Genomic DNA, 26549 nt, shown 5'->3' on the forward strand with positions numbered 1-26549 from the left:
TTCAGACCGAACCTCTCCCGCGACCTCGCCCTGGCCCTCTCCGCCTCGACCTCACGGTCGCGAGGGTGCGCCTGGGTCACCAGCGAGGCGAGGAGAACGCGCGCCGAGTCCGCGACCTCGGCGACGGCCCGTTCGAACGCCGCCTGGTTCGCCCGCGAGGGCTGCTGGAAGCCGCTCAGCTTCCGCACGAACTGCAGCGACGCGGCGCGGATCTCCTCGTCGGTGGCGGGGGGCTCGAAGTTGAACAGCGTCCGGATGTTGCGGCACATGAACGCTCCATCGATCGTCCCGGACGACTCACCCTTTCGGGCTCTCGACCGGAGGAGGGGGCCCTTCGCACCCATCGACCTCGAGACCGAGATCGTCCCGACGCTGCCGCAGCCGCTCGCAGACCGCCGACTTGACGGTCTCGTCGCGTGCCAGCTCCTCGCGGATGCGCCCGCGAAGGTAGGCCGTCTTCGCGTCGTCGTCCGCGAGCGCCTTGAACGCGTCCTCCCCGAGGACCGCCTCGAAGTGTTTTCCGGTCTGCTGCGTCACCGTCGAGTTCATGATCGCCGACACGAACGCCGCGCGCGCCAGCAGGAGATCCGGCTCCTTCATCTCGGACAGCCCGTTCAACCCGCTGCAGATGTGGAACGAGTACCTCGGCGGCCCCGTCGGTGCGCCGTCGGGACCGCGCGGCGTCTTGACCCGATCGGGCCACACCTGCGCGGCGAGGTAGGGGAAGAACTGGCTCCAGCCCACGCGCCGGATCGGGTCGGCAAGGGGATCCGGGCAGTCGCTGCACGCCAACCCCTCCTCGGCGAGCTCGGCCGGAAGGCGCAGCAGGATGGGACGGAGGTACGCCGGCGAGCCGAGGTAATACGCCCGCACCACCCGCGTCGCGGCTTCCGGCGTCGTCGACGTGTCCGATTGGGGCGCGTCGCTCGACATCGACACGAGGACGAACCCCGCATCCTCGATCGCCCGATCGACCGCCCGTCGAAGCGGCGTCGACTCCCCCGAGGAACAGCGCGCACGATCCCGCACGATCACGTGGACCATGGTCTTCCCGCCGGACGTGAGCACGTCGCCGCACATCGTCTCGCCGATCGCGTCGCGGACCTGCTCCCAGGTCACCGGCGCGGCTGGATTCGAGGCCGCGACGGCGGGAACCGACGCGAGAGAAGACGCGACCAGGAGCATCCACGAGCATGTCATCGCAAGACCCCCGACGAAGTTCCCGGACGTTACGCCGCAAAGCGTGAAACGTCCATCCTCCACGGGCTTCCCCTCACTTCCCCTTCGCCGCCAGACACTCGACCTCGACCCGCGCGCCGAGCGCCAGGCCGTTCGCGCCCAAGGCGCTGCGCGCCGGGTACCGCTTCTCGAAGTAGGTCTTGTAGACCTCGTTGAAGGTCCCCCACTCCGCGATGTCCGCGAGCATGACGGTGCACTTCACGACGTCGCCGAGGGTGTAGCCGTGGGCCTCGAGGGAGGACTTGATGTTGTCCATCGTCTGCTTCGACTCGGCCTGGATCCCGCCGGGGACCAGCTTCATCGACCCGGGAACGAGGCCGATCTGGCCGGATAGGTAGAGCGTGTTCCCCACGCGCACGGCCTCCGAGAAGGGAAGGCCGGCGGGGAAGACCTTCCCGGAATCGAGGTATTCGATCGGCTTGCGCTCGGCGGCATGGGCCGGGACGAAGAGCGTGAGCAGCAGCGCCGTCCACAACGACCGGTGGGGTCGGTTCACGGGACACCTCCGTCGCGCGATCCTACAGGGATACACTCCGCTCATGCGTTCGTTCCTGCCCCTGCTCGCGATCCTCGCCGTCGCACCCGCGGCCCTCGCCGCGCCCCCCGGCCTCGCCGAGCTCCCCGCCCGCCTCGACGCGCTCGAGCGCTCGACCGACCCGGCCGCCGCGGCCGCGTCGATGGACGAGCTCGGCATCGAGGTCGCGCAGACGGGCGCCGAAGGGTCGATCGCGGCCGCGGAGGGGTGTTTCCGGCGTGCGCTGGCGGTCCGCACGAACGCCTTCGGCGAGCGCCATCCCGAGACCGCGAAGAGCTGGTCCACCCTCTCGGATTTCGCCTACGTGCTCGGCAACTGGGAAGACGCGGAGGCCCACGAGCGCACGGCCCTCGCGATCCGGCGGGACACGCTTCCGGCCGGAGACCCGGCGATCGCGGCGAGCCTGGACAGCCTCGGGATCGTCCTGCTCCGGATGGGGAGGCTCGGCGAAGCCGAGGCGCTGCTGGCCGAAGCCGAGAAGATCCGCGTGGGCGATGCATCGGGCGATCCCGCCAAGCTCGCCGAGACGCGCAACTCCCTCGCCGAGCTCTACCGCCAGCAGGACCGGCTCGACGAGTCCGAGGCGGTCTTCCGGCGCGCGCTCGCGAAGCTCGCCGGCGGACCCGATCCGACCGGGGTGGCGGCGCGGCTGGAGAACAACCTCGCGGGGCTGCTGAAGGACCGCGGGCGGCTCGCGGAGGCCGAGGACCTCGTGCGCCGCTCCCTCGAGAAACGCGAGCGGGCGGAGGAGCCCGACGACGGCGCGATGTCGGTGGGGCTGCTGAACCTCGCGGAGATCCTGCGCCTCCAGGGAAACCCGGACGGGGCGGAGCCGCTCTACCTGCGCTCGCTCGAGCTCGCGCGCAAGGCTCTCGGCCCGGGCAACCCCGACCTGTCGACGCACCTCGGCCAGCTCGCGGTCCTGTATCGGGACTCCGGGCGACGCACCCGCGCGAGGGAGCTGTTCGACGAGGCGCAACGGCTGCTGGCCGGTACCGTGGGCGAGGAACATCCGCTCACGGCACAGATCCTCGACGACCGGGGCCGCCTCGAGGAGATGGCGGAGCGGAAGGACGAGGCGGCCGCGCTCTACCGGCGGGCCCTCGCGATCCGCGAGGCGATCTTCGGGGCGGACCACTTCGACACGGCGTCGACGCGGGCGTCGCTCGCACGGGTGCTCGGCTCGATCGAGGAAGCGGGGAAGGCGATCGATGCCCTCGAGCGGCTGGCGGCGTATCCCGACGTCGTCGCACGGACGCGACGTCTTCGGGCGACGCTGCTGCGATCGCGGGGCGATCTCGCCGAGGCGGAGCGGGACCTGACCGCGGCGGCGGGCGCGATCGAAACGCTTCGCCGCGACGCCGGTGGAGGAGAGACGGCCCGCTCGGCGGCGCTGGCGCGGCACCGCGAGACCTTCGTCGAGCTGATCGACCTGCTCGCCTCCCAGGGGCGGTTCTCCGAGGCGTTCGCGTGGAGCGAGCGCGCGCGGGCCCGCGCGCTCCTCGACCAGCTCGAAGCGGCGAACGTGGACGTCCGCTCGGGGATCGCCGGGGATCGTCGGAAGGAGCTCGAGGCGAAAGAGCGCGCCGCGAGGACGCGTCTGGCCGAGGCGCAGGCGCGCCTCGGATCCGTGCCGTTCCGGACGGACCTGCCGGAGGAGCGGCGGCGTGCGCTCGCGGAGGCCGCGCGCGCCGAGGCGGCCGATGCGGCGGCGGCGCTTCGACAGGTGCGCGAGGAGACCCTCAACGCCAGCGCGTTGTGGCGCGAGGCGACGGGGGGCCCCGCCGCGAACCCCGACGCGGTGCTTCGCCCCGACGAAGTGATGCTCGCCTACGTCGTCGGCGAAGCGTCGTCGTGGGCGTTCGTGGTGAAGCCAGGGGCTCCGCCGACGGCGGTGTCGCTCGGCCGCGAGGGCAGGCGCAGCGCGCTCGACGATGCGCTCGAAGGACCGGCCGGCGTGCTGGACCGCATCTCCCGGCCTCCGCGGGCGGGGTTCGACGAGGATCCCTCCCCCGAGCTCGCGGCGTTGTTCGAACGGCTCGTCCCCGAGCCGGTCCGGTCCGCGCTCGAATCGGCGAAGGTCGCGGTGATCGTCGCCGACGGCCCCCTCGCGCGGCTCCCGTTCGAGGCGCTCGTCGTCGCGCCCGGGCGGTACTGGCTCGACGCCGGGCCCGCGGTCCGCTACGCGCCCTCGGCGACGACGCTGGCGACCCTCGCGTCCCGGCCGCCGGTCCCCGCCGAACGCGGGGTGCTGACGGTCTCGGATCCGTCGTACGCGCGCGCCGGCGCCTCCCGTTGGAAACCGCTGCCGGGGACCCGCGAGGAGTCCCGGGCCGTCTCCGCGGCGTTTCGCAGGACGGAATCGCTGTCGGGCGACCGGGCCGACGAGCCGGGGGTGCGCCGGGCTCTCCCGAACCGGTGGTACGTCCACCTCGCCGTGCACGGTGCGGTCGATTACGGGCGCGGCGACCTTGTCGCGGGTCTCGCCCTCACGCCCCCCGCGGCCCTCGCGCGCAGCGGCGAGAACGACGGGATGCTGCAGCTCTACGAGCTCTACGAGATGGACCTCCGCAGCGAGCTGGCCGTGTTGTCCGCATGCGCGTCCGGTGCGGGCGCGGCGGTCGAGGGCGAGAGCGTCTTCGCGCTGGCGCGCGGGTTTCTCGCCCGCGGGGCCCGCCGAGTCGTCGCGACGCAGTGGAAGGTCGAGGATGCGTCGGCGGCGGCGCTCGTCGGCGCGTTCTTCGGAAACCTGGCCCGCGAGAAGTCGCCCGACTTCACCTCCGCGCTCGCGGAGGCGAAGCGCAAGGTGAGGGCGAACCCCGCGACGGCCGCGCCGTTCTACTGGGCCGCGTTCGTGCTGACCGGCAGCCGCTAGGGGCAGGCCCTTCCGGTCACCGTCGCCCCCGTGCTGTCGCGATGCAGAACCCCCTGCCCCGACGGGCAGGCGTTCTCGGCCCGCACGAGGTAGAAGAACCTCCCTCCCGGGCCGGGCGCGGTCGCGTCGGCGGCGGCGGTGTTCGAAGCGTCGTTCGATTCAACGCAGGTCGCGCTCGAGGTGAAGTTGTTCGGAACCGTCGAGCGCAACGTGTCGTACGCCGGTGCCGTCCCTCCGGGCGAGGAGGGCGCCGTCCACTCGAGCGTCGTCGCGCCGCTGAGCTTGCTGTGGTAAAGGACGAGAGACCGCGCTTCCCCCGGCGTCCCCCAGATCGCGGCGTTGGCGTCGTTGCAGTCGCCCGAACACGCGGAGAAGGTGTCGCCGTCGCCGTCGGCTTCGTTCGTCCCGGTCGGGAGGGGCCACGCGGCGTCGTTGCAGTCGTTGTTGAAGCCGTCGCAGACCTGCGCGGCCCCGGGGTAAACCGCCGCCCGCGCGTCGTCGCACTCCACGCAGGTGGTCCGCCCGTCGAGGTCGGCGTCCGTGCAGTCGCATCCGAGCCGGAGGAACAGGATCTCCTGATCGAACTCGAATCGGTCGTCGTTGAAGGCGACGCCGTACTTCGAGCCGGCGTAGGCCGCCGCGGGCTGCTGCGAGGTTCCCGCGGCGGTCGTGATCTGCTGGTCGACCCCCACCTTCGCCCCGGCGGAGGTGATCCGGCCGAACCAGATCTCGGGATCGCCCGTGCGGTCGTCCCCCCAGAAGACGCCGTATTCGGAGCCGGTCCAGGAGAGGGACGGCTCCTTCGAGACGCCGGAGGCGGTCGTCACCCGCAATTCGGCGCCGGTCTCGGCCCCCGCGGCCGTGACGCGCTGGAAGTAGATCTCGGTGAAGGTCCGGTTGTCTTCCCAGACGAGCCCCCATTCCGTCCCCGTCCAGGCGAGATGCGGGCGGAACGCTCCCGAGCCGTGGTTGGTGATCTGGGTCTTGCCCAGCAGCCCCTGCCGCGGGTCCATCCGTGCGAAGAAGATCTCCTGGTTGGTGCCGCCGTCCCCCTCCCAGGCGATCCCGTAGACGGTGCCGTTCCAGGCGAGGCGCGGGTGCGCGTTGCCGCCGAACCCGCTGTTGTCGGTGACCGGGAGCAAACGGCTCTTCAGGGCGCCGTCGCGGGCGAGGCGCGCGAAACGGATCTCGATCGCGTTGATCCACTGGTTCCACACGACGCCGAACTCGCTGCCGGTCCAGACGATGTCGGAATCGTCCGCCGAGAACCCCGCGGGGTCGTTCAGGGGCAAAGCGGCGCCGATCGGCGCGCCGTTCCGATCGAACCGGCGGAACTGGATCGCGCCGCCCTGGCTCCAGACGACGCCGTATTCGGCTCCGTTCCAAGCGATCTTCGGGTTCACGCAGTCCGAGCACGCGCCGGTCAGCGAGACCTCGGGGAAGACCTTCGTGCCCGACGGCGTGACGCGGGTGAACCAGATCTCCTGGTCGCCGTTGCGCGAGTCCTTCCAGACGAGGGCGTAGTCGACGCCGTTCCAGGCGATCGCCGGGCGCTCGGAGAGAAAGTCCGCGGTCGTGATCCGGAGGTCTCCCCCCTGTTTCGCCGGCACGTCGCACGTCTTGTCGCAGGTCCCCTCGTCGACGCTCCCGTCGCAGTCGTTGTCGCGCCCCTCGCAGACCTCGGCCGCCCCCGGGTAGATCTTCGGGTCGCGGTCGTTGCAGTCGCCGCCGCAGTCGGTCACGCCGTCGCCATCGGCGTCGGTGCAGGGATTGGTGTTGAAGGTCACCGTCAGCGGCGTCAACGCGTTGACGTACCACCAACCGGTCAGGACGTAGAGTTGCCCGGGCGTGAGGCCGGTGACGGTGAAGTCCGTCGAGACGTTGACCGACCCGTCGGTCTGCCGCCCGAGCGCCAGCGCGCCCCCCGTGCGATCGCCGCCGGTCACCGGATTCCTCGGTGCCGAGGCGAAGGTCCCGTTGTCGTAGAAGCCGAAGTTCGTGAGGTCCCACGCGGACGCGTTCGCGTCGAACAGGTCGAGGAATTTTTCCGTCGTGCCGGCCGCGGTCCAGTTGTACCCGGGGTAGTTCGCCGGCCCCGGCGAGATGTAGCAGTCCTCGAAGCCGGGGGTGAGGATCCGGTTCGCGTCGAAGACGGCCTTCTCGACCACGACCATGTTGTCGAGCCGCTGTTGCAGCCATTCGGTCCCGGCGTAGTTCGCTCCCGAGATCCGGATGCGGACCCGGTCGCTCTCGGCGGTGAACGTCAGGTCGAACGACTGGTTGTCGATGGGGCAATACATGAACGCCGGGAACCGGCGGTCGATCGTCTTGCTGAACTCCAGCGCCTGGGTGGGCGCGGTCCCCGCCAGGAGCAGGAGGAGCGGTAGGAGCTTCTTCATGATGGACGGCCTCCGGTCGCGGTACGGGGATTAGTACCCCGTCCACCCTGTTTTGTCGGGGACTTTCTGCATTAACCTCCCGGACGTGCCCGAGCTCCCCGATATCTCGGCCTACCTCGTCGCCCTCGAACCCCGCATCCTGGGCCACCCGCTGGAGGGCATGCGGATCGCGAGCCCCTTCCTCCTGCGCTCGGTGAGCCCGCCCCCGGCGGCGCTGGCGGGGCGACGCGTGACCGGACTGCGCCGCCTCGGCAAACGGATCGTGGTCGCCTTCGAGGGAGACCGCTTCGCCGTCGTGCACCTCATGATCGCGGGGCGGCTCCACTGGAAGGAGCGCGGGGTGAGGCTCGCCGGCAAGCTCGCGCTCGCCGCGTTCGACTTCCCGACGGGCTCGCTCACCATGACCGAGGCGGGCTCCAGGAAACGGGCGTCCCTGCACCTCGTCGAGGGCGAAACCGAACTGGCCGCCCACGACCCCGGAGGCATCGAGCCGCTCGACGTCGACATCGCGACGTTCGCCGCGGCGCTGCGCCGCGAGCGACACACGCTCAAGCGCGCCCTGACCGATCCGCATCTGCTCTCCGGAGTCGGGAACGCATACTCCGACGAGATCCTCCACCGCGCGCGGATGTCGCCGACGACGCTCACGACGAGCCTCGACGACGCGGCGATGGCGCGACTGCACGACGCCGTCGTCGGCGTCCTCCGGGAGTGGATCGACCGCCTCGCAGGGGAGGCGCGGCGCGCGTTCCCCGAGAAGGTCACCGCGTTCCGGGCGGAGATGGCGGTGCACGGTCGATTCGGGAAACCCTGCCCGATCTGCGCTTCCCCGGTCCAGCGGATCCGCTACGCGGACAACGAAGCGAACTACTGCGCGACCTGCCAGACCGGAGGCAAGCTCCTCGCCGACCGCGGGTTGTCCCGCCTGCTCGGATCGGACTGGCCGAGAACGCTCGATGAGCTCGAACAATTCAAGGCGTCGAGGTCGGCACGGTAGGATGACGCCGTCAGGAGGCCGTCCATGAGCGAGATGCCGCCTTCCCCCTTCGCCCCGCCACGCACGGAGAACTTCACGGCCGTTGAAGGCCCGGGCGGGGAGGTTCCCCACACCGCGATCGAGGCGCTGCGGAAGACGCGCCCCTGGGTCATCTTCCTCTCGATCCTCAGCTTTCTCGGCGCCGGGTTGCTCCTGGTGATGGGAGTCTTCGTCGGTTTGCTCGGTTCGATGGGCTCGATCCCCGACACCCCCGGGATGCCGCGCGGGGTCATGGGGGCGATCGGGATCTTCTACTTCCTGGCCGGCGGCCTCTACATCTACCCGGGGGTCCGTCTGCTGCAGTACGGCCTGTCGATCGGAAGGCTGGTCCAGGACCGGCAACCCGCGAGCCTCACCCGCGCGCTCGAGCTTCAGATGCGCTTCTGGCGTTTCATGGGGATCGCGACGATCGCCGGGATGGCGCTCTACTTCGTGGGGATCGTCGTGTTCGCGGTCCTCGCCGCCAGCGGGGTGCTCAAGCCGTGAGCCGTCCGACGTTTCGCCCCCTCACCCCCGACCGCTGGGCCGACCTGGAGGCGCTGTTCGGTCCGCGCGGCGCGTGCGCGGGGTGCTGGTGCATGTGGTGGCGGCACGCGACGCAGAAGTCCTGGGTCGCCGCGAAGGGCGAGCCCAACCGCCGCGCGTTGCGGAAGGTCGTCGCCTCCGGGGCGCCCGTGGGGATCCTGGCCTACGACGGCGACGTCCCGCTCGGCTGGTGTGCGATCGCCCCGCGCGACGACTACCCGCGCCTCTCCCGCGCCCGCACCCTCCGGCCCCTCGACGACCGGCCGGTCTGGTCGATCACCTGCCTGTTCGTGGAGAAGGGGTGGCGGCGCCGGGGGCTGTCGTCGAAGTTGATCGAGGGCGCGACCGCCTACGCGCGCGAGCAGGGTGCGACGCTTCTCGAGGGTTACCCGATGGACACCCGCGACCCGCACACCCCCGCAGCGTGGGTGTGGACGGGCCTCCCGGCGTCGTTCGAGAAGGCCGGGTTCGAAGAGGTCGCGCGCCCCGCGCCCACGCGGCCGATCTATCGGCTCGAGGTCAAGGACACGCGGCGGCCGAAAGCGAGCGCGGCGCCCCCGAGGTCGAGGTCCCGGGGCTCGTCTTCGTCCCCGCGGCGTTCGTCGCGGTGACCACGTAGCTGTAGAGCCCGCCGGCGACCGGGGCGTTCGGATCGCCCCCCGGCCACACGGTTCCCGCCTGCCTCCGAATGCAGTCGAAGGTCCCCGACCCGTTCCCGACGTTGCGGTAGACCTGGTACTCGACGATCGGGTGGGACGACGTGAGGGCCAGGTTCTCCCAGCTCCAGTCGCCGGTCCGGCTGAGCGAGAACGCCGCCGCTCCCGGGCCGGAGACCTCGAGGTTCGGGAGGATCGGAACGACCTTGAAGACCTCCCCCGCCCGGTCGACGATGAACAGCTCCCCACGGCCGTCCTCCCCCCACGACGTGACCTCGTCGATGACGAGGCCGCCTCCCGGCGCGAGCTCGAGGGTGCGATTGAGCTGGTTGGTCGCGACCCCCCCGGCCATGACGAAGGAGCTCAGCTTCCCGGAGCAGTAGTCGGCGTAGAAGTAGGTCCCGCGGAGCGCCGGCATCCGGCACCCGCGATAGACGTACCCGCCGGTCACCGAACACTCGGCGGTCGCCCCGCTCGAATAGGTGAGCACGGGGAGGGTGTTGTCGGTCAGGGTGCAGTTGGTCACGCCCGTGCACGAGGGATTCGGGCAGACGCTCCCCTCGTAGTTCTTCCATCCGAAGTTCCTCGACCGGCCGGCGTCGGGGGCGGGATGCCAGTCCACTTCCTCCCAGAGACCCTGCCCGACGTCCCCGATGTAGAGGTCGCCGTTCGCGCGATCGAACGACCAGCGGTAGGGGTTGCGCAGGCCGTAGGACCAGACCTCGTCGTCGGAGGCCGCGCCGCCCGCGAACGGATTCGTGGCGGGGATCGTGTACGGAAGCGTCGCGACGTCGATGCGGTGCAGCTTTCCGAGGCGGCTCGTCAGCGTCTGCGCGTTGTTCGAGGTATCGCAGGAGCCTCCGCCGTCCCCGGTGGCGATGTACAGGTATCCGTCGTTCGGACCGAAGGCGATCATCCCGCCGTTGTGGTTGGTCTGCACCGGGTGGCTGAAGGTGATGACCTCGACGCGACTCGCGGCGTCCGCGACGTCCGGGTTGGCGCTGACCGAGTAACGCGCGACCACGTTGTTGCTCGAGGTGTTGGTGTGGTAGACGAAGAACCTGCCGCTCGTCGCGTAGTCGGGGGCGAAGGCGAGGCCGAGCAGCCCTTCCTCGTTCCCCGCGCCGAGGTCGGCCGGCGAACGCACGATCGCCGCGATGTCGAGGAACGGCGTCGCGAGCGGGACGCCGTCCTTGAGGATCCGGATCGTCCCGTCCTGCTCGACGACGAACACCCTCGACGTGTCGCCCGGGGGCGCCGTGACGAACAGCGGGCGCAGGAAGCCGTTTGCGTAGAGGACCGTGGTGAGCGGCGTGGCGGAGACCTCGGAGATCCCCGAGCAGAGCTGGGCGTGGGCGGGGGCCGCGACGATCGCCGCGGCGAGGAAGACGATGGGGGCGCGCATGGCCCGGTTGTACGGTGCCCGCCGCCGCGCGGCAAGCGCACTATTCGGGTGGCGGGGGGCGCAGCGGGAACGTCTCCCGCACGATTCTCGGCGCGGGGAGCCTCTGCCCCGCCACGGCCTGCACCTTCTTGTTGAAGAACAGCGTGATCCCGCGCGTCTTGATCGTCGCCGGGATGTCGACCTCCCGCTCGTACCGATCGCGCCGGTCGTCGGGAACCTCGCGGACCGCCCGGGTGGCGTCGTACTTCAGCTCTCCCGACCATCCGACCTTGAAAGCGCCGCCCTCCCGGACCAGGACCTCGCCCCGGCGCTCGTCGACCAGTTTCGACCGGACGTTGTCCCAGGACGGGAGGATCTCCATGAGTCCGTCGCCGTCGAGATCGACGAGCTGGATCTCCCCGCGTCCGACGAATCCGGCGTTCTCCTTCGCGAAGTCGCGCTCGTAGAGCGGTTTCAAGCCGGATGCGGCGTCGAAGACGACGAGTTTCACGCCGACGGCGTCCGCGTCCTCCTTCTTGCCGGTCAGGTAGGTCGCGATCGCGACCGTCTGGCGGGCGCCCCCCTCGACGACCTTCGCCGCCAGGATCGAGCCATTGAGAATCGCCTCGGGGCGTATGCCCATGGCGCGGTAGACCTCGGCCTGTCCGGGAGGGTCGGCGGCGAACGCGGCGGCCACGACGAGGGGGGTCAGGAGCAGCGCGGGGGATCGCATCGGCGTCGATTATAGGCACCGGGCGCGCCTCCGCCCGTATTCCTATAATCCCCGTCCACATTCGCGCCGGAGAACCCCATGCTGGTCTACACCGCTCGGCACCTGCTCCCCGTAGGCTCGCCGCCGGTGGTCGACGGCGCGGTCGCCGTGGCGGACGGCAGGGTCGTGGCGGTCGGCCGCCGCAAGGACGTCGTCAAATCGGTGAAGGCCGCGGAGGTCCGCGACCTCGGCGAGGCGATCGTGATGCCCGGGCTCGTCAATGCGCACACGCACCTCGAGCTCTCGTGGATGCACGAGGTCGGGCTTCCGGACGGGGACTACGTCGGGTGGATCCGCGCGGTGGTCGCGCGGCGGGGTGATGCCGACGAGGCCCGCATCCGCGCGGCCGCCAAGGCCGCGATCGAGGGGATGACGTCGCGCGGGACGGTCGCCGTCGGGGACGTCCAGAACACCACGCTCGTTCCCGCCCTGCTCGCCGCGTCGACGCTTCGCGGGGTGATGTTCCACGAGTTGCTCGGATGGCGGGCGGCGGACGCGGAGAGGATCCTCGAGCGGGCCGCCGTCGCGCTCGACGCCATCGAATCGGACCGGGCGGTGAAGGAGGCACGTGGTCGCCTCCTCCTCGCGTTGACGCCGCACGCCGCGCACTCGACCTCCGCGCCTCTCCTCAAGGCGCTGGGCGGACGCGCGGCGGCGACCTCCGAGCCGATCGCGATCCACGTCGCCGAGAGCGAGGACGAGGTGCGCCTCCTGCGGGACGGCACGGGGCCTTTCGCCGACTTCCTGCGCGAACGCGGCGTCTGGGACGACGCCTGGAAGGCCCCGGGGCTCACGCCGGTCGACCATCTCGACCGCCTGGGCCTGCTGACGCCGCGGACGCTCGCCGTGCACGGCGTCCATCTCACGCACACCGACATGGCGCGGCTGCAGGCGCGCGGCACGACGGTCGTGACCTGTCCGCGGAGCAACCGCACCCTCGGCGTCGGCGTCGCCCCCGTGCCGAAATTGCTCGGGTCGGGGATCCCGGTCGCGATCGGCACCGACTCGCTCGCGTCGTCCCCCGACCTCGATCTGTTCGCCGAGATCCAGGCGCTGCGCGAGGAGCATCCGACGCTCGCCCCGGCGGCGGCGCTGCGCATGGCGACGCTCAACGGCGCGCGCGCGCTCGGAATCTCCGCCGACCTCGGCACGATCGAGAAGGGGCGCCTCGCCAGCCTCGTCGTCGTTCCCCTCGAGGACCCCGCGTGGGATCCGATCGAGGTCGTGACGTGGAATCCCGCGGCGGCGTTCGCCCTCGACGCCGCCCCCTGGGAGGCGCGGGCCGCGTGACCGTCGGCCGGACCATCGTCACGTGGGGGCGGCTCGTCAAGTTCTCCCACAGCGTCTTCGCGCTTCCCTTCGCGCTGTCCGGGGCGACCCTCGCGGCCTCGCGGCACGGGATCACCCCGGGGAAGGTCCTCTGGATCGTCGTCGCGATGATCGGCGCGCGCAACGCGGCGATGGGGTTCAACCGCCTCGTCGATCAGGCGATCGACGCGCGCAATCCGCGGACCGCGACGCGCGAGCTCCCCGCCGGGGCGTTGTCGCGGGTCTCGGTGTGGATGGCGACGCTCGCGCTGACGGGGATCTTCCTGCTGGCCTGCTTCATGCTGAACCCGCTCTGCCTCGCGATCTCCCCCGTCGCGATCGTCGTGATCTTCGGGTATTCGTTCACCAAGCGATTCACCTGGGGAAGCCATCTCGTCCTGGGGCTCGCGCTCGCCATCGCGCCGGTCGGGGGGTGGGTCGCGGTCGCCGGGACGTTCGACCCCATCGCGTGGCTGCTCGCGGCGGCGGTGCTGTTCTGGGTGGCGGGGTTCGACACCGTCTACGCCTGCCAGGACGTGGAGTTCGACCGGGCCTCCGGTCTCCACTCGATCCCGGCGAGGTTCGGCCTCGCCGGGGCGCTCAACCTCGCACGCCTGTTCCACGCGGCGGCGCTCGGGCTGCTCGCGGCGGTCGGTGTCGTCGCGGGGCTGCACCCCCTCTACTGGCCGGGCATGGCTGCGATCGCGGGGCTCGTCGTCTGGCAGCACCGGCTGCTCCACCCCGAGGATCTCTCCCGACTCGGCATGGCTTTTTTCAACGCGAACGGCACGATCAGCGTGGTCTACTTCGCGGTCGTGCTCGTCTGCGTCTGGCTGGCGTGATTGGGGACCTGATTACGCCGCGCGAGGTCGGTATGGCGAAACGCCTGATCGTGGCGGTGACCGGGGCGAGCGGCGCGATCTACGCCGCGCGACTGGTCAAAGCGGCGCTCGAGGCCGGCGTGAAGCTCGAGCTGGTGGCGAGCGACTTCGGGAACCGGCTGCTGATCGAAGAGCTCGGCCTCAACCTCAAGCAGGAGTCGTTCGAGGCGTGGATCGACCGCACCTGGGGGGCCGGGAAACGCACCGGCACACTCACCCTCCATCCCGATCGCGACCTGGGCGCGTCGATCGCGTCCGGCTCGCAGCGTTGGGACGGGATGGTCGTGATTCCCTGCTCGATGAAGACGCTCTCGGGGATCGCGCGCGGCGCCTCGTCGAACCTCGTCGAGCGGGCCGCCGACGTGACGCTCAAGGAGCGGCGCCCGCTGATCCTCGTCCCCAGGGAGACTCCGCTCAACCTGGTCCACCTCGAGAACCTGCGCGCCGCGGCGCTCGCCGGGGCGGCGATCGTCCCGGCGATGCCCGCCTTCTACCAGAAGCCCGCGACGCTCGAAGACCTCGCCGACTTCATCGTGGGGCGGGTCTTCTCGCTCCTCTCGATCGACCACCGTCTGTTCCCCGCCTGGGAGGGCTGATGAACGGCATCGACGCGTTCACGAAGGCGTACGAGGACATCCCGCTCCTGAATCGGGACGAGCTCCGCCCGGTGCGCCTGCAGCTGGAGTTCCTCAAGGCGGAGCTGCTCCAGCAGGAGGCCCGCATCGAGTCGACGATCGTCGTCTTCGGCAGCGCCCGCACCGCGCCCGGCTCGGCGATGTACGAGGACGCCCGCGCGTTCGCACGTCTGGTCTCCGAGGCATGCCAGTCCGACGGAAAGCGGGAGTACGTGATCGTCACCGGGGGAGGACCGGGGATCATGGAAGCCGCCAACCGCGGCGCGACCGAGGCCGGGGCGAAGAGCGTCGCGCTCAACATCGAACTGCCGCACGAGCAGCGGCCGAACCCCTGGGTCACGCCCGAGCTGAGCTTCCAGTTCCGGTATTTCGCGCTGCGCAAGATGCACTTCATGCTCCGGGCGAAGGCGCTCGTGGCGTTTCCGGGAGGGTTCGGCACGCTCGATGAGCTGTTCGAAACGCTGACGCTCGTGCAGACCCGCAAGGTCGCGCCGGTCCCCGTGATCCTCTACGGCAGTGCGTTCTGGCGCCGGCTGATCGACTGGAACCACCTCGTCGAGCAGAAGTTCATCGTCGAGGACGATCTGCTCCTGTTCGAATACGCCGACGACCCTCGATCGGCCTGGGACAAGATCGCCGGCTTCTACCGGAGCAAATAGGGACAGCAACCGTTTTCGCAACCAGGGACGGTTGCTGTCCCGGTTCCTCAGAGCCTGCGCAACGCCTCGGCGAGGACCGCAGCCGGCGGGATCATCGCGAGCAGCTCGGCGCCCCGCGCGCGACGCTCCGAGCGGGACCATTCCATCGCCTCGGGGAGCTCGGCCACGATCGCCCAACCGTTCACCGCGTACGGCCCCCATCGTCCGGGTCCACACGTGGGCCACGGCGCGTGGAGCGCGATCGTCGGCGTGCCGAGCGCCGCCGCGAGGTGGAGGGGTCCCGTGCTCGAGGCCACGACGAGCGAGGCGCCGGCGAGCAGCGCCGCGAGCGACGGGAGATCCCCACCGAACCGGGGGGCCCGTCGCACGGGAATCGCCGCGGCGTCGAGCGCCCGTGCCGCCGCCTCGTCGGAAGGCCCGACCGACACGACGACACCCACCTCCTCGCCGATCAGCAGCTCCGCGAGCTTGGCGAAATGCCCGGCAGGCCACCCCGGGCACGACCCTCCGCTCCCCGGGTGGAGCACGACGTACCGCGACGGGACGTGATGCTCGGACAGCCATGCATCCACCGACGCCCGGGCGTCGTCGGAAAGCCGCAGCGGGAAACGCGCGGCGCCCCCTTTCGCCCCCGCGCGATGCGCGTAGGAAAGCGCCAGCTCGACCTCGTGGCGCACCCCCTTGCGGCGGTGCTCCTCGATCGTGCGCTCGAAGATCGGCGAGTAGAGACGGTACCCCGGCCCCACGCGGTGCGGGATCCCGGCGCGCCAGGCGCACCACCCCGCCCGCCCGCCCGGCGCGATCGAAACCAGCAGATCCGCGGCGAACGACTGGAAGCGCTCGATCAGCGCCTCCTGCGTGCCCGCGTCGACGACGACCTCGTCCACCCCGTCCACGCACGCGGCGATGGGGGCGGCGAACGGCTTCACGACGAGTCCGAGCCACGCACCGGGGTAGGTCGCCCGGAGCGCGGCGATCGCGGGAAGGGTGAGCACGAGATCTCCCAGCCGATCGTTGCGCACCACGAGCAGCCGCCGCACCGACGCGAACGGCTCCCCCGGCGTACGCACCACCTCGGGCCGCCGGTCGACCTGCACGAGGGTCGGATGGGCCTGGAGCACGGGGCACAGCCTACAATGCCGCCGGCCATGCTCCCCACCCTCGTGCTCTTCGACGTCGACGGCACCCTCGTGGACACCGCCCGCGCCGGCATGCTGGGCCTGAAGCGCGCCTTCCGAGAGGTCTTCCACGTGGGCGACGTCTCCGAGGTGTTCGGCAAGGTCCGGTTCGACGGGCGCACCGACCCGAGGATCCTCGCCGATCTGGCGCGCGAGGCGGGAATCGACGGGGATCACTTCGAGGAGCGCGAGCGGGCGCTGCGTGACGCGTATCTCTCCGCCCTCGGGGAAGAGATGGCGCATCCGAACCCGCGTCGGCGGGTGCTCCCGGGCGTGGTGGAGACCCTCGAGGCCCTCGAGGCGACCGACGGGGTCCATCTGGGGCTGCTCACCGGGAACATCGAGCGCGGCGCGCGGATCAAGCTCGCTCCGTTCGGCCTCAACCGCTACTTCGCGTTCGGCGGATTCGCCTCCGACCATCCCGATCGCTCCGAGATCGCCCGGATCGCGCGCGAGAAGGCGGTGGCGCACACGGGGATCTCCTTCGAGTCGGGCCGTGTCTTCGTCGTCGGGGACACGGAGCTCGACGTCGCCTGCGCGCGGGCGCAGGGCTTCCGCGCGATCGCGGTCGCCACCGGCTGGACGCCACGGGAACGGCTCGCCGCGTCGGCCCCGGACGCGTTGTTCGACGATCTTCGGGACGTCGGGAGCGTGCTCGACGCGATCGGGCGCTGAGCCGTCACGCGGTCGTCCGCTTCGCCCCCTTCCGCAGCCGCCGGCGATAGGTCTCGTAATCCGGAATACGTCGCACGTAGGGCGTCCCCATCAGGCTCGAGGAGATCACGAAGTCCGCGGAAGCGCGGTTGCAGGCCACGGGGATGTTCCAGACGACGGTGATCCGCAGCAGCGCCTTGACGTCCGGGTCGTGCGGCTGGGCCTCGAGAGGGTCCCAGAAGAAGATCAGGAAGTCGAGCTTCCCCTCCGCGATCCTCGCCCCGATCTGAAGGTCGCCTCCCATCGGGCCGCTCTCGAGCTTGTTCACCGGAACGTGGAGCGCCTCCTCCAGCAGGGAGCCGGTCGTGCCGGTCGCCCACAACTCGTGTTGCACGAGCAGGTCCCGATTGAATCGGGCCCACTCGAGCAGGTCGCGCTTCTTGTGGTCGTGCGCGACGAGCGCGATGCGTTTGCGCGCGTCCATGGCGATCGTCCGGGTCTCCATCGGATCCTCCCCGACGGGAGCGTACTCCCGACGGGGTTCATCGGGGTGACAGGCGCGCGGCGGTCTCCCGGAAAACCGCCTCCCACATCTCCCGCGTGAGCCTCCCCGTCTGCGTGTTCTGGCGGCTGGGGTGGTAACTCCCGAGCAGCAGCACCGGGTCGGCCCCCCGACGGAGGACCGCGGTCGCCCTCGCGCGATGGCCGAACTTCGGCCGGGGCGAGGGGACCGACGCCGGAGCCACGCGCGACGCCCGACGCAGAACCGTATCCCACGCGATCGAGCCGAGCGCGACGACGATCTCCACGCGGTGCAGCAGGTCGAGCTCCCGATCGAGGAAGGGGGCACAGGCGTCGAGCTCGTCCCTCGTCGGGTTGTTGTCGGGAGGGGCGCAGCGCGCCGAAGCGGTGACGAAGACGTCGCGCAAGGTCAGGCCGTCCCCCCGGCGTGTGGCCGTCGGCCGGGAGGCGAAGCCGGTTTCGTGGAGCGCGGCGTAGAGCCAGTCCCCCGAGCCGTCCCCCGTGAACATGCGCCCGGTCCGGTTCGCGCCGTGTGCCGCCGGAGCGAGTCCCACGATCAGCAGGCGGGCGTCGCGATCGCCGAACCCGGGAACCGGCTTTCCCCAATACGTCTGGTCCCGGAAGGCGCGGCGCTTCTCCCGGGCGACCGTCTCGCACCACTCCCGCAGGCGCGGGCATCGCGCGCACGCGACGAGCTGCCGCTCGTGTTCGCGCCAGGCCCGGTTCACTTCGGGGCGGCGGCCGCCTTCAACGCGGCGACGGTGCGTCCCGCGCCCACGATCAGCTCGTCGCCGCCGTCGCCGTCGAGGTCACCGGCCGCGAGATCGCCGATCCCCGGCCACATCGCCCGGAACCGGATCCGGCCCTCGGCGAGGTCGACGACGAGGAGATCGCCGGTGCGAAGCGCGATCGCGGCCTGGCGCCCCTTCGTTCCCGGCTCGAACCGCCCGCACGCGGTCGCGACCACCGTGGACGGCACGACGCCGACCGTGCCGTCCGCCGCCGCGCAGGCCAGCGACCAGGAGTACGCCGGAGTCGCGGCCGCGGGACGGCGCGCCTTCCCCTCCGCGTCGAACCACTGGAGCTTCTCGGAGTCGTCGAGCACGGCGAGGCTCTTCCCGCCGGCGCCGTACGCCGCGACGCTTCGAAGCGGAAGCGCTTCGCCCCGCCGCTCGAAGGTGCCGTTCGCGAGGTCGGCGAAGGCGAGGCCGGCAAGCGTGGCGAAGGTGGCCCGCTCGCCGGCCAGATCGACGTCGACGACGGGGCTCGGCGCCGCCCACGGGCGCAGGCGCTGACCGTCGAGATCGATCGCGAGGAGATCGGGAGAGCCGGGTCGCCAGGCCACGACGTCGACGTCGGAGTTCTCCGCGGGCGACGGCGAGGACAGCCGCCAACCGGTCGAGGGGATCTGGATCCTGGGACCGATCGCGCCGTCGGAGCCGAGGACCGCGAGCATGTCCCCCGCGGTCATGACCACGCGGGAGGTCGGACCGCTCCCGAGGACCGAGACACCGCTCACCCGGAGGCCCGGCGGGAAGTCCGAGGCCCAGGCGACGTCGAACCGCCCCGCCCCATCGACCACGTCGGCGACACGCCGGCCGGGGGGCACCGCGTTCTCCGGCTCCGCGAGCAGAGCGCGGACGCGGTCGGCGATCGTGAGCTCGAGCCCGGCGCCGTAGCCGTCCCAGCGGCCGCGGATCCGGCCGGCCTTGTCGACGAGGATCACGGTCGGCAGCGTCTTCACGCGGAGCGCCTGGCTGAAGGCGTCGTCGTAGATCGCGATCGGAAGGGTCAGTCCCAGCCGCTTCGCGAAGTCGCGGACGATCGGCTCGGGCTCGTCGGAGTTCATCGCGATCGAGACGAGGCCGTTCGGACTCTCCGTCGCCCAGAGCTGCTGCATCTTGGGAAGCGACTTGAGGCAGGGGCCGCACCAGGTCGCCCAGAAGTCGAGGACGACGACCTTCCCGCGGACGTTCGCGCTGGACACGCGCGAGCCGTCGAGGAGCGCGAGGTCGAATTCCGGCATCCGGGTGAAGGGGGTGCGCGCCTCGAGCGCGACGGGTTCGGCGGGAATGGCGACCGGCTCGAGGGAAACTCGCCAGGAGGCCTCGCCGGTCGGGGCCGTCCACACGAAGCCCGGAGGCAACGCTTCGGCCGGCGCGGGGCCGGTGAGCGCGAACGCGACGAACAGGGCGGAAACCCGCCCTGCCGGGAATCGGCAGGTCACGCGATCACGTTATCCGACGACCCGATCAGACGCGAACGACGTTCTGTGCGCGCCAGCTGGCGAAGATCTCCGCGGCCCGGGAGGTCTCGATCTCCACGAACTGCCGATAGACCTTCTGTCGCTTCGTGTCGATCTGGTAGGTGCGGTCGCCGAAGGCGTAGTTGACGACCGGCACGGGGACGTCGGACGTCGGACGGGCAGGCTTGCGAGGCACGGGGTGGCTCCTCCCGGATTCTTCTGACATCAAGCCGCATGCCCGCCGGACCGCCTCGTGGGTCGCCCGAATTGTGTCGAAAAAGCGTCACCTGGCCGTAGCGCGGAGTGAATTGGGTGGGATTGGGGCACGCCACGTTGGCCGAGCTCCGCAGCTATTCCGGCCAACGTGGCCGACCTTCGATCCCTCCTTATATAGTGGCCGGCGTGAGCGTCATCTCTCCGGAGAACAAGCGCGTCCTCGTCGTCGACGAGGATGCGGGGCTCCGGGAACGGACGCAGGGGATCCTGGCCCGTGCCGGTTACCCCGTCTCGGTCGCCTCGAATCTGCACGAAGCGCTCGCTCACCTCGATCGCCACCATCACGACGCCGTGATCCTCCAGCTGACGCGAGAACACACGGCCGCGCTCGCCACCGTGCGCGATCGGGCACCGGGAACGCCGGTGCTCGTCCTCGCCGCCCCCGAACGGCTGCACGACGCCGTGCTCGCGCTGCGCGAGGGTGCCGAGGACTACGTCCAACGGCCGCCCGACCCGTTCGAGCTCCGCACGCGGCTCGAGCGCATCCTCGAGCGATTCGACCTCGGCTCCAGGATCGCGCTCCTGCAGGACGAGGTCTCCCGGCATCACGGCTTCAAGCACCTCGTCGCGCAGTCCACGGCGATGAAGGGGGTCCTCGAGCGGATCGCCCGCGTGGCCCCGATGCGCGCGACCGTCCTCGTCCAGGGGGAGAGCGGCGTCGGCAAGGAGCTCGTCGCCCGCGCGATCCACTTCAACTCGTCCCGACGGGAGCAGCCGTTCATCGCGATCAACTGCGCGGCGATCGCCGCCAACCTGATCGAGTCGGAGTTGTTCGGCCACGAGCGCGGATCGTTCACGGGGGCCCACGCCCGGACCCGCGGCAAGTTCGAGATGGCGCACAAGGGCTCGTTGTTTCTCGACGAGATCGGCGAGATGGACCCGCCGTCCCAGTCGAAGCTCCTGCGCGTCCTCGAAGAGAAGGAGTTCATGCGCGTCGGCGGCGACCACTCGATCCGCGTGGACGTCCGGGTGATCGCCGCGACGAACGCCGACCTCGAGAAGCTCGTCGAGCGCGGCGGGTTCCGCCGCGACCTCTACTATCGCCTCAAGGTGGTGACCATCCAGGTCCCTCCCCTGCGCGAGCGGCGCTCGGACATCCCTCCCCTCGTGCAGGCGTTCCTCGACGAGCTCGCGCGGGCGAACGCGGTCCCGCGCAAGGCGATCGAACCCGCCGCCCTCGAGGCGCTCACCGCATACGCGTGGCCCGGGAACGTCCGCGAGCTGAAGAACGTCCTCGAGAGCGTGCTCGTCGCCTCGGCGGGGGACAGGATCCGCCCCGAGGACCTTCCACCGTCGATCGTCCGCGAGCCCCCGGGGGTGGAGCGACCCGAGCTCTCGCCCGGCATGAAGCTCGCCGACGCGGAGGCGCTCCTGGTCCGACGCACGCTCGAACACACCGGGGGGAACCGCACCCACAGCGCGCACCTGCTCGGGATCGGCGTTCGCACGCTCCAGCGGAAGATCCGCGAGCTCGGGCTGGCGATCCCGTCGACGCGGCGCCGCCCGAGGCGAAGGGCGGGGACCGCGTGAGGGCGATCGCCTTCGCCGGGGGACGCGCCGTCGTCGTCGAGCGCCCCGACCCGGTCCCCGCTCCCGGCGAAGCGGTGGTTCGAGTCCGGCTCGCGGGGATCTGCGGCACCGACCTCGAGATCGCGCGCGGGTACATGGGATTCGCCGGCATTCCGGGGCACGAGTTCGTGGGGGTGGTCGAGTCGTCGCCCGATCCGGCGTGGGTCGGCCGCCGCGTGGTCGGCGAGATCAACGCGGCGTGCGGACGGTGCGAGGCTTGCGCGCGCGGGCTCGGCCGTCACTGCCCCTCCCGGACGGTGCTCGGGATCCTCGGCCGCGACGGGGCCTTCGCCGAACGTCTCCGCCTCCCGCTCGCGAACCTCCGCGAGGTCCCCGCGGCGGTGCCCGACGAGGCGGCGGTCTTCTGCGAGCCCCTCGCCGCCGCCTGGGAGGTCCTCGAGCAGGTCGTCGTCCCCGCAGGATCGCGGACCGCGGTGCTCGGCGCGGGCCGGCTGGGGCAGTTGTGCGCCCGCGTCCTCGCGCGGGCGGGGGCGCCTCCCCTCGTCCTCGGCCGGAGCGAGGGCAAACTCGCCCTCGCCCGCGCCGCGGGGCTCGAAGCCGCCCGGGCCGACGCGGCGATCGAGCGCGGTTTCGACCTCGTGATCGAGGCGACGGGGTCCCCGCAGGGTCTCGCACGCGCCCTCGCGCTCGTGCGCCCGAGAGGCACGATCGTGCTGAAGAGCACCTATCACGGCTCGGCGCCGATCGCGCTCGCGCCCGTCGTGATCGACGAGATCACGATCGTCGGATCGAGGTGCGGTCGCTTCGAGCCCGCGCTCGCGCACCTCGCCGCGGACCCGGCACTCGTCGCCGGGCTCCGCACCGCCTGCTTCGCGCTCGACGACGCCGCGAGCGCCTTCGCGCTCGCCTCCGATCGCGCGTCGATGAAGGTGCTGCTCGCTCCGTGAGCGCGCTCGACGTGCGCGAGACCTCACTTTGCATCTTGACACCCCGTCCGACCCCTCTATATTCGTCGGCGATGCATCAGAGAACGAAGGTCGTCCTCGGACGGCCGCACGGAAGGAGGTGAGCGGACATGGCGACGAAGAAGAAGGCCGCGAAGAAGGCCGCCAAGAAGACCACGAAGAAGAAGGCCGCGAAGAAGTAAGCGAGCCCGAATCCAACAGACATCAGGGGACGCCGGACGCGGCGTCCCCTTTCTTTTTCAGGCCGCTCGCCGGATCGAGGCGCCGGACGACGCTCTCCACGCGGCGTCGCGTCGCGCGTGCATCGAAGTTCCGCCAGGCCCGCCCGAAGCGCAGCCGGCAATCGGCGGCGCTCGCCCTCTCCTCGGCGATGCGCGCGACGACCGCGCCCTCGGGACCGCCCGCCCTTCCCCATCCTCGCGCGAACCGCATGCCCACGACGGCGTCCTGGTGCGCGCCGAGGAGGTCCTGGATCTCCGTCAGCCTCTCGACGAGCTCCGCCGCGTCCGCTCCCCCGGCCTCCGCGAAGAACTCGAGGGCGTAACGGAGGCGCTTCGCCCGGATGCGCGCCTCGTGCAGCGCGGACGCCGTGGGTCGCGCCTCGGCGGCGCGACCGGCTCGACGGAGCCGACGGAACGCCCGTGCGATCGCCGCCGCGGCGTGCGGTCCGACGGGGTCGAGGGCCTGCGGAGGCGTCTCTCCCCTCGCCGCGCCCTCCGCGAAACGGTCGAGATCGGCGAGGAGACCGAGGTAGGGTGCCCGGTCGAGCCCCCGCCGCAGCCGTGCGCGCGCCGTCTCGCGCCGCTCCTGGAGGTGGCGAAGGAATGCGGCGGGCACCGCGCGGGCCCGCTCGATCTGGACGTCGAGATCCCGGACGGCCCCCAGCAATCGCCCCAGCCGTCGCAGGCCGTCGGCGAAGCGCTCGCGGGCCTGCGGCGCGAGAGCGGGCGAGAAGACCCGCAGCGCCGCCCGCAGGCGTCGCGTCGCCACGCGCATGTCGTGCAGCTCGTCCGGATCGGCCCCCGCACGCGTCCCCGGGTCGTGCGCCTGCATCCGGCGCAGGTGGAGGGCGAGCACCTTGCGCGCCGCGATGCCGAGCACGTCGGTCGCAACGACGGGACCCGAGGCACGGTCGAGGAAGGGCACGTCGCCGTGCACCAGCATCAGCGCGCGGAGGGTCCGGGGAAGCCGGGTCGGGACGAACCCGAAGTCCCTCGCGATCAACGACGCGAGGCGCTCGACCCACGGCGCTCCGGCCTCGGCCGCGCGCAGCACGACCTTGTCGAGTCGCGAGGCCTGGACGCCGTCCGGGGGACCGACGAGAAGGGTGTCGGCGAACGCACGCACCGTGACGGGCCGTGCCGACCCGACCCGGGGCCGGACCGGAAAGTCGATGCGGCGACGCACGAGCGTCGTCGACGCTACCGGGTACAACGGCCGACCCGCCACGATCGCGCGCACCCGGTCGGCGACGGGCCCGTCGGGAAGCCCCAGGGGAACCCTCAACGCCGACGCGAGCGCCTGGCGGACCTCGCGCCGTCGCCGGAGCGGGCCGGTCGTCTCGTCGTCCCAGGCCGCCACGAGCTCCCACCGCCCGGCGGGGCGACGCAGCTCGAGCGCGACCCGAGCCCGAGAAAGCGCCCAGTCGGGAGTGTCGACGACGTCGGCGGTTCGTCGAAGCGCGGGCCCCGGCAGGCATCGGATCCCGCCGACCGTCGTGGCCCCGAGGAGCGCCTCGAGCGAAGCGGGATCGGGAGCGTCGAGCCGGAGCTCGATCATCGGCGGCCGGCGACCCGCAGGCGCACCTCGCCGCCGAGAAGCTTCGCGAGCAGCTCGGTGCGGCGACCCGCCTCCCAGACCTCCAGGGCCGCGTCGTGCCCGTCGGTGCGGAGCTCGAGGACGGCTCCCCCCGAGCGTCGCTTCGCGACGCGAACGTCCGAGACGATCCCCCAGTGGCTCCGGTCGAGTCCCTCGGCCAGTCGCAGGATCGAGCTGAGCGCGCGGATCGCCTTCCATTCCGTCGTGGGGAGCGGCACTTCGGGGTCCGACGGCGGCTTGGGGATTCCGCGACGGTGGTGGTGCAGGGCGACCTGCCCCATCAGCTCCACCTCCTCGCGGGTGAAGCCGAACAGCTCCCCGTGCACGATCAGGTAATACGAATGGAGGTAATGGTCCTCGCGCCCGATCAGATGGCCGATGTCGTGCAGGAGGGCGGCGTATTCGAGCAGCTCCCGGTGCGCCGGGGACAACCCGAGTCGATCCCGAAGCTGGTCGAAGAGCCGGAGCGAGAGTTTCGCGACGTGTTCGTGGTGCGGGCCGTGGTATCCGAGACGCCGGAGCAGCCGGGCGACGCTTCGCCGCCTCACGTCCGCGAAGCGCGCGCTCTCCTCGATCCCCTTGCCGTGGCGCTGGATGTAGTCGACGAGGATCCCTTCGCGAAGCGCCCACGTGCAGGCGGTGAGGGAGGTCGCCCGGATCCCGCGCAGGATCTGGTCGGCCACCGCGGCCCCGGCGTAGATGAGGTCCACGCGCTTGGCGTCCATGCCCTTCAGGCGCAGCCGCCGCTCGCGTTCCGACTCCCGGAGCGTCTTCGCCAGGCGCGCGATCTCGGAGGGGGCCACCGTCACCCCGTGGAGCGTCTTTCCGGGGTGCACGCCCAGCCGGTGCGCCGCCATGGAGACGAGGCACAACATCGTCCCCGACGTCGCGATCACCCGGCGCGCCCCCGCGTGCCGCGCCGCGTGCACCGCCGCCTCGAGCTCGTGACGGAGGTGCGCGTCGAGATCCTTGACCGAACGCGCCGTCGGGGGATCCCCGTGCAGGAACCGCTCGGTCATCCGCGCGCACCCGAGCTTCAGGCTGTGCAGCGCCGTCGGCTGGCCGCCCTCGACCACGATCAGCTCGACGCTCCCCCCCCCGATGTCGAGGATCACCGACGGCTCGCCGCGCAGGTCCATCGCCTGGACGGCGCCGAGCCAGATCAGGCGCGCCTCCTCCCGGCCGGGGATCACCTTCAGCCGGATCCCCGTCTGCTCCTTCACCCGCTGGATGAAGTCGCCGCCGTTGCGCGCCTCGCGCACCGCGCTCGTCGCCACGGCGCGGATCCGCGTGGCCCCCTGTCGCTCGGCGAGCGTCTTGAACTGGGCGATCGAGCGGACGCCGGCCTCCATCGCCGTCGCCGTCAGCCGTCCGTGGGTGAGCCCGTTGCGGCCGAGCCGCACCATCTCCTTCGCGCGGTCGAGGACGCGGAAGTGCCCGTCGGGATCGACCTGGGCGACGATCATGTGCACCGAGTTGGTGCCGACGTCCATGGCGGCGACGCGCACGGCACCAGTCTAGTTCATGCGGGCCCGGGATCCTGCACCCGGTAGCCGACGCCGCGCACGGTTCCCAGCCACGGCGAGGCATCGCCCAGCTTGTGGCGGAGCCGGCGCATGTGCGTGTCCACGGTGCGCGACATCACCTCGGCGTCGTAGCCCCAGACCTCCGAGAGGAGCGCCTCGCGCGTACGGACGCGCCCGCGCGCCTTCACCAGGTCGGCGAGGAGGCGGAACTCGGTGATCGTCAGACCCAGGGAGCGCCCGGCGACGGCGGCACGGTGGTTGTCGAGGTCGACCTCGATCGGCCCCCAGCGCAACGTGCGGGCGTCGTCCTCCGTTCCGCCGGCGCCTCGCTTGAGCACCGCCTTGACCCGCAGGACGATCTCCCGGGGACTGAACGGCTTCGTCACGTAGTCGTCGGCGCCGAGCTCGAACCCCAGCACCCGGTCGATCTCGTCCTTGCGGGCGGTGAGCAGGATCACCGGCAGGGCCGGGGACGCGCTCCCCCCGCGCAGGGACTTCAACACCTCGACCCCCGACACCTCCGGGAGCATCACGTCGAGCAGCACGAGGTCGGGACGTTCGCGCCGGATCGCCTCGAGCGCCTCTCGGCCGTCGTACGCCTCGGCGACCTGGAATCCTTCGCGGGTCAGGACGTGCTGGAGCGCCCCCACGATGTCGCGCTCGTCGTCGACCACAAGGATCTTTCCGGCCATGCGAACGCTCCCCGGATCGTGTCCCCGCGGGGAGGTTACGAGGCGGAGGACGGCGGCGCGTTACGCCCCCGTAAAGTCACTGTAACTTGACGGGCCCGCCGGTGATCGTGCGCGCCGAGAACCCGGGAAGCAGGCCGAAGTCCGGCGGCAGCAGTCCGTTCCTCCGGCGAGCCGCCACCCACGACGCGAGCTTGGCGGCCTCGACCGGATCGGACTCCGCGGACGAGAACCGGTCGGCG

The 26549-nt window shown here is 71.4% G+C and carries 26 protein-coding genes; 11 read left to right on the forward strand and 15 right to left on the reverse strand.

The window, feature by feature from the left end; genetic code table 11:
- The 3 genes from VF139_00835 to VF139_00845 all read right to left on the reverse strand — a co-directional run.
- On the reverse strand, positions 1–269 hold a 269-nt coding region (locus VF139_00835; protein HEX6849922.1), incomplete at its 3' end, for a DUF2277 domain-containing protein.
- Positions 270–297: 28 nt separating this feature from the next.
- A complete protein-coding gene (locus tag VF139_00840; GenBank protein ID HEX6849923.1) occupies positions 298–1200 on the reverse strand; it encodes a hypothetical protein in 903 nt (300 codons plus the stop codon).
- Between the two features lie 73 nt (positions 1201–1273).
- On the reverse strand, positions 1274–1735 hold the full coding sequence (locus VF139_00845) for a Rid family detoxifying hydrolase (GenBank protein ID HEX6849924.1): 462 nt from the start codon (positions 1733–1735) through the stop codon (positions 1274–1276).
- Positions 1736–1778: 43 nt separating this feature from the next.
- Here VF139_00845 and VF139_00850 point away from each other — a divergent pair, with 43 nt between their 5' ends.
- Positions 1779–4649 (forward strand): tetratricopeptide repeat protein, encoded by a 2871-nt coding sequence (locus tag VF139_00850; protein HEX6849925.1) that lies wholly within the window; start codon positions 1779–1781, stop codon positions 4647–4649.
- Here the strand turns inward: VF139_00850 and VF139_00855 are convergent.
- Complete coding sequence (locus VF139_00855) at positions 4646–7048, reverse strand: putative metal-binding motif-containing protein (protein HEX6849926.1); 2403 nt, start codon at positions 7046–7048, stop codon at positions 4646–4648. The two genes, VF139_00850 and VF139_00855, sit on opposite strands and share 4 nt — an antisense overlap.
- An 85-nt stretch (positions 7049–7133) precedes the next feature.
- Between VF139_00855 and VF139_00860 the strand changes: the two genes are divergently transcribed.
- From VF139_00860 to VF139_00870, 3 genes are read left to right on the forward strand one after another with little or no spacing between them, the layout of a single operon-like run.
- Positions 7134–8045, forward strand: coding sequence for a DNA-formamidopyrimidine glycosylase family protein (locus tag VF139_00860; GenBank protein HEX6849927.1), 912 nt, complete (start codon positions 7134–7136; stop codon positions 8043–8045).
- 24 nt (positions 8046–8069) lie between these two features.
- Positions 8070–8570 carry a DUF5362 family protein gene (locus VF139_00865; GenBank protein ID HEX6849928.1) on the forward strand — a complete coding sequence of 167 codons (501 nt, stop codon included), beginning with the start codon at positions 8070–8072 and terminating at the stop codon, positions 8568–8570.
- Positions 8567–9220 carry a GNAT family N-acetyltransferase gene (locus VF139_00870; GenBank protein ID HEX6849929.1) on the forward strand — a complete coding sequence of 218 codons (654 nt, stop codon included), beginning with the start codon at positions 8567–8569 and terminating at the stop codon, positions 9218–9220. Before VF139_00865 ends, VF139_00870 begins: the two co-directional genes overlap by 4 nt.
- Here VF139_00870 and VF139_00875 read toward each other — a convergent pair.
- Positions 9129–10670, reverse strand: a complete 1542-nt coding sequence (locus tag VF139_00875; GenBank protein HEX6849930.1) for a PQQ-dependent sugar dehydrogenase — start codon at positions 10668–10670, stop codon at positions 9129–9131. The two genes, VF139_00870 and VF139_00875, sit on opposite strands and share 92 nt — an antisense overlap.
- A 40-nt stretch (positions 10671–10710) precedes the next feature.
- The gene (locus VF139_00880) at positions 10711–11382 is read right to left on the reverse strand and encodes a hypothetical protein (GenBank protein ID HEX6849931.1); all 672 of its coding nucleotides are present in this window, start codon (positions 11380–11382) and stop codon (positions 10711–10713) included.
- 78 nt (positions 11383–11460) lie between these two features.
- On the opposite strand from VF139_00880, the gene VF139_00885 reads away from it, so the two are divergent.
- The 4 genes from VF139_00885 to VF139_00900 are packed head-to-tail and all read left to right on the forward strand — an operon-like array spanning position 11461 to position 14904.
- A complete protein-coding gene (locus VF139_00885; GenBank protein HEX6849932.1) occupies positions 11461–12711 on the forward strand; it encodes an amidohydrolase family protein in 1251 nt (416 codons plus the stop codon).
- The gene (locus VF139_00890) at positions 12708–13571 is read left to right on the forward strand and encodes a UbiA-like polyprenyltransferase (GenBank protein ID HEX6849933.1); all 864 of its coding nucleotides are present in this window, start codon (positions 12708–12710) and stop codon (positions 13569–13571) included. Before VF139_00885 ends, VF139_00890 begins: the two co-directional genes overlap by 4 nt.
- A gap of 32 nt (positions 13572–13603) precedes the next feature.
- Positions 13604–14206: a UbiX family flavin prenyltransferase gene (locus VF139_00895; protein HEX6849934.1), complete on the forward strand. Its 603-nt coding sequence runs from the start codon at positions 13604–13606 to the stop codon at positions 14204–14206.
- On the forward strand, positions 14206–14904 hold the full coding sequence (locus VF139_00900) for a TIGR00730 family Rossman fold protein (GenBank protein ID HEX6849935.1): 699 nt from the start codon (positions 14206–14208) through the stop codon (positions 14902–14904). Before VF139_00895 ends, VF139_00900 begins: the two co-directional genes overlap by 1 nt.
- A gap of 47 nt (positions 14905–14951) precedes the next feature.
- Here VF139_00900 and VF139_00905 read toward each other — a convergent pair whose 3' ends face one another.
- Entirely contained in the window at positions 14952–16025 is a 1074-nt protein-coding gene (locus VF139_00905) for a glycosyltransferase family 9 protein (GenBank protein ID HEX6849936.1), read from the reverse strand.
- Between the two features lie 27 nt (positions 16026–16052).
- On the opposite strand from VF139_00905, the gene VF139_00910 reads away from it, so the two are divergent.
- Positions 16053–16757 carry an HAD family hydrolase gene (locus VF139_00910; protein ID HEX6849937.1) on the forward strand — a complete coding sequence of 235 codons (705 nt, stop codon included), beginning with the start codon at positions 16053–16055 and terminating at the stop codon, positions 16755–16757.
- 4 nt (positions 16758–16761) lie between these two features.
- Here VF139_00910 and VF139_00915 read toward each other — a convergent pair whose 3' ends face one another.
- Genes VF139_00915 through VF139_00930 form a run of 4 tightly spaced genes read right to left on the reverse strand, consistent with a single transcriptional unit; the run spans position 16762 to position 19699 of the window.
- Complete coding sequence (locus VF139_00915; GenBank protein HEX6849938.1) at positions 16762–17241, reverse strand: methylglyoxal synthase; 480 nt, start codon at positions 17239–17241, stop codon at positions 16762–16764.
- 37 nt (positions 17242–17278) lie between these two features.
- The gene (locus VF139_00920; protein ID HEX6849939.1) at positions 17279–17986 is read right to left on the reverse strand and encodes a uracil-DNA glycosylase; all 708 of its coding nucleotides are present in this window, start codon (positions 17984–17986) and stop codon (positions 17279–17281) included.
- Positions 17983–19485, reverse strand: a complete 1503-nt coding sequence (locus tag VF139_00925; GenBank protein ID HEX6849940.1) for a TlpA disulfide reductase family protein — start codon at positions 19483–19485, stop codon at positions 17983–17985. Before VF139_00925 ends, VF139_00920 begins: the two co-directional genes overlap by 4 nt.
- Positions 19486–19510: 25 nt before the next feature.
- Positions 19511–19699: a hypothetical protein gene (locus tag VF139_00930; protein ID HEX6849941.1), complete on the reverse strand. Its 189-nt coding sequence runs from the start codon at positions 19697–19699 to the stop codon at positions 19511–19513.
- Between the two features lie 206 nt (positions 19700–19905).
- Here VF139_00930 and VF139_00935 point away from each other — a divergent pair, with 206 nt between their 5' ends.
- Complete coding sequence (locus VF139_00935; GenBank protein HEX6849942.1) at positions 19906–21309, forward strand: sigma-54 dependent transcriptional regulator; 1404 nt, start codon at positions 19906–19908, stop codon at positions 21307–21309.
- A complete protein-coding gene (locus VF139_00940) occupies positions 21306–22256 on the forward strand; it encodes an alcohol dehydrogenase catalytic domain-containing protein (GenBank protein HEX6849943.1) in 951 nt (316 codons plus the stop codon). Before VF139_00935 ends, VF139_00940 begins: the two co-directional genes overlap by 4 nt.
- A gap of 76 nt (positions 22257–22332) precedes the next feature.
- Here VF139_00940 and VF139_00945 read toward each other — a convergent pair whose 3' ends face one another.
- Genes VF139_00945 through VF139_00960 form a run of 4 tightly spaced genes read right to left on the reverse strand, consistent with a single transcriptional unit; the run spans position 22333 to position 26310 of the window.
- Positions 22333–22479: a hypothetical protein gene (locus tag VF139_00945; GenBank protein HEX6849944.1), complete on the reverse strand. Its 147-nt coding sequence runs from the start codon at positions 22477–22479 to the stop codon at positions 22333–22335.
- Positions 22479–24053: a CHAD domain-containing protein gene (locus VF139_00950; GenBank protein ID HEX6849945.1), complete on the reverse strand. Its 1575-nt coding sequence runs from the start codon at positions 24051–24053 to the stop codon at positions 22479–22481. The genes VF139_00945 and VF139_00950 overlap by 1 nt, the downstream gene beginning before the upstream one ends.
- Positions 24050–25600: a Ppx/GppA phosphatase family protein gene (locus tag VF139_00955; protein ID HEX6849946.1), complete on the reverse strand. Its 1551-nt coding sequence runs from the start codon at positions 25598–25600 to the stop codon at positions 24050–24052. The genes VF139_00950 and VF139_00955 overlap by 4 nt, the downstream gene beginning before the upstream one ends.
- 14 nt (positions 25601–25614) lie before the next feature.
- On the reverse strand, positions 25615–26310 hold the full coding sequence (locus tag VF139_00960; protein HEX6849947.1) for a response regulator transcription factor: 696 nt from the start codon (positions 26308–26310) through the stop codon (positions 25615–25617).
- Between the last annotated feature and the right edge of the window lie 239 nt (positions 26311–26549).

It is taken from the genome of Candidatus Polarisedimenticolaceae bacterium (genome assembly GCA_036376135.1).
In the GTDB taxonomy this organism is placed as follows: domain Bacteria; phylum Acidobacteriota; class Polarisedimenticolia; order Polarisedimenticolales; family DASRJG01; genus DASVAW01.